Raw genomic sequence first — 2,743 nt, forward strand, 5'->3', positions numbered from 1 at the left:
TTTATCGGCATGGAAGGCCACGAAGCAAGAGCCGCTATAGCCGGACTTGACGGCAATCTGTATTGCGGAAAACCTTTAAAAGTCAAATTTGAAGATACGACTGCCGGTAAAAACGGCAGACGGCATTGAAACATTCATGACACAAAGCTCACCATCCTCTGATGACTCTACTGTCTTAGTAGTAGACACGGGAATATAGCCGAGCTATCCTGGCGACCTGCTCGTCGGTCGCCCCATCAGCCCTTCCCTGAGCGCATTAATGACCTTGCATTTTCAGGATTTTTTTGAAACCTTATTCATGCTCGCTGCCTGAATAATCATTTCAACAAAAAGTTCAGCCATTGCTCAAATGATCGAGCACCTCAGATTTCTACAACTAAGATTTGAGAATAAATTCCTAAGCCTACTTTTCCCACAGGCGCATCCCATGCACTTTTATTTCAGCCGCATAATCTCAAAGCCTCACTCCAACTATAAAAACGCCGCTAAAATTTTATCTGCTTTGAATCCAAGCATTTGATACTTGATGTAATATTTGCGCCGAATCATACATTGCTTACAATCCAAAAAAGCTTAAGGAGCGAATAGTTTGACCATCTATTTTCAGCTTATACATAGAGTTACCCACAAAAAACGCGGACAACCCTGAACAATAATATTTCATTCAAAAAGAAGGAAAAAGCATAACAGCTACGAAGTTTTTATTTATCTGGTTCCCAACGCGCGCGGTAGAACCAGAAGATAGTGTGTGCCAGCTAAGAAATAATACGCCGCATGGTGGTTGGGCAACTGCAATTAACTGATCCAAACTTAAACAAACAAATTTGTACGACAAAGGAGGCTAAAGCATTACAATATAGTTTCGATTCGATATTTATTGTCGCGGCGAAAAGTCTTTCACTAAATTTGAAAGTTACTCAAACCAATAGCTAATAGGAACTCTACGTAATGACGATCCGATTGTCTTCAGGCAAAAACCGTGCATCGCTAACATCAATGTTTTTAATCACAAGCACTCTGATAGTCGCAGGGTGTGCCACCACTGAGAAACGCGCCGAAACCTCAATCGATTTTGCTTCGACTGAAGCGAACCAAGTCGATCCGTATGAAGGCTTTAACCGGTCCGTTTACGGCTTTAATATGGGATTAGATAAATACTTTTTTAAACCGGTTGCCAATAGTTACAAATTTATCACTCCTGATTTCATAGAAACCGGGGTGAGTAATTTTTTTAATAACTTGAAAGGCATCAATGTTGTGCTAAATGACGTCCTTCAAGGTAAATTTCAACAAAGTGCTTCAGATGCTGGTCGTTTCTTAACCAATACCACTATCGGTATTGCTGGATTGGTTGATGTTGCCAGTGAATTCGGTCTGAAACATAACGTCGAGGACTTTGGACAAACGTTGGCCGTTTGGGGTGTTTCAGAAGGCGCTTACCTGGTTCTACCTATCATGGGACCTACCACCATTCGTGATGGTGGAGGATCGATCATCGATAAAGCGGCAAACCCAGGAACCTACGTACCGGGCACCGGCATTCTCGAAGGCATCAATGATCGAGCCAACGCCGAAGGTGCGTTGAACTTTATCGACGAGGCAGCCTTGGATCCATATGTATTTACCCGTGAGTCCTTTCTGCAATATCGCCAACACTTAATCAACGATGGTAAAAGTGACAGCCATAGCTATGACTGGGATGTTGATAGCGACGTCGAAAATTCTGCCGATGTTGACGCAAATAAATCCACAGTCATTAAGCCAACTGTCGACGCGGCTTACAAGGCGGATAATGAGGCAGAGTCATCTATGCAATCCACCAAGATGACTAAAGCCAATAGTTCAGCCTTTGACGACATGCTTAAATCCTTTGAGGAAGCCTCGATTAAAATGGATCAATTGAACTAAAATATGATAAAAATCAAATTAGCTCTAATGGATTGAATTTTTTAATCAATAACATATAAAAGTGTGGCCGTTTTTTCTCGCTAAACACGGCCACACTTTTGGATAGAGTTACGACATCAACAAATAAGATAGGAGAGCGCGCATGAAAGCTAAGAATATGACACCACTTTTCTTTATTGTTGTACTTTTGTCCGCCTGCGCAACAGAAAATGTGCCCCAGCCGCAAAGTTGGGCAAAAGCAGTACAAACGGCGGATACCCAAGACGCACATCTGCGTCTTGCCAATCATTACGAAGAAATTGCGAAAACGCTGGATGCCGATGCAAAAGAAGAACGAGAAATGTTGAATGAGTATATGGCCAGGCCATGGAAATACGGAAAAGAATTCAAGATCTAAAATCCCAAGCTGGCGCAATGGTTCGCGATCTGGAGATGGCGGCGAAAGAAAGCAGGCAAATGGCGGAATACCATAGACAGGTGGCTGCTGAGTAACAGCAAATCCCCGAGATTTCTATCGCATTCCCCGCGCTACGTTGGGAATGCAGTCCAGCCGCGCTACGCCGTAAATCATAACCAATCCTTAAAAACGGAATTCATCACGGTAAGCCCAGCATAATTCCTGGTGCTGAAGCCAATGCATAGTTTCATCGCTAGCTCCTAAGTTTTACCCGATTGTAATAGATATGGTCCAGCTTTTGCCAGAGCGCCTGTTCGTCATACGGAAAAGTCCGCTCCATTCAACTTGTTTCCGATATCTTTAGCGGAAAATGCCGGGGCTTCGGCTTTATCGGCATGGAAGGCCACGAAGCAAGAGCCGCTATAGCCGGACTTGACG

The 2,743-nt window shown here is 43.5% G+C and carries 3 protein-coding genes; all 3 read left to right on the plus strand.

Going from position 1 to position 2,743, the window contains the following annotated elements:
• Window positions 1-948 precede the first annotated feature (948 nt).
• Complete coding sequence (locus M0R47_RS21665; protein WP_292558434.1) at window positions 949-1,908, plus strand: VacJ family lipoprotein; 960 nt, start codon at window positions 949-951, stop codon at window positions 1,906-1,908.
• Between the two features lie 142 nt (window positions 1,909-2,050).
• Window positions 2,051-2,305, plus strand: coding sequence for a hypothetical protein (locus M0R47_RS21670; RefSeq protein WP_292558435.1), 255 nt, complete (start codon window positions 2,051-2,053; stop codon window positions 2,303-2,305).
• Window positions 2,306-2,589: 284 nt separating this feature from the next.
• On the plus strand, window positions 2,590-2,743 hold a 154-nt coding region (locus M0R47_RS21675), incomplete at its 3' end, for an RNA-binding protein (protein ID WP_292558436.1).

It is taken from the genome of Methylobacter sp. (genome assembly GCF_023227905.1).
Classification (GTDB): domain Bacteria; phylum Pseudomonadota; class Gammaproteobacteria; order Methylococcales; family Methylomonadaceae; genus Methylobacter_A.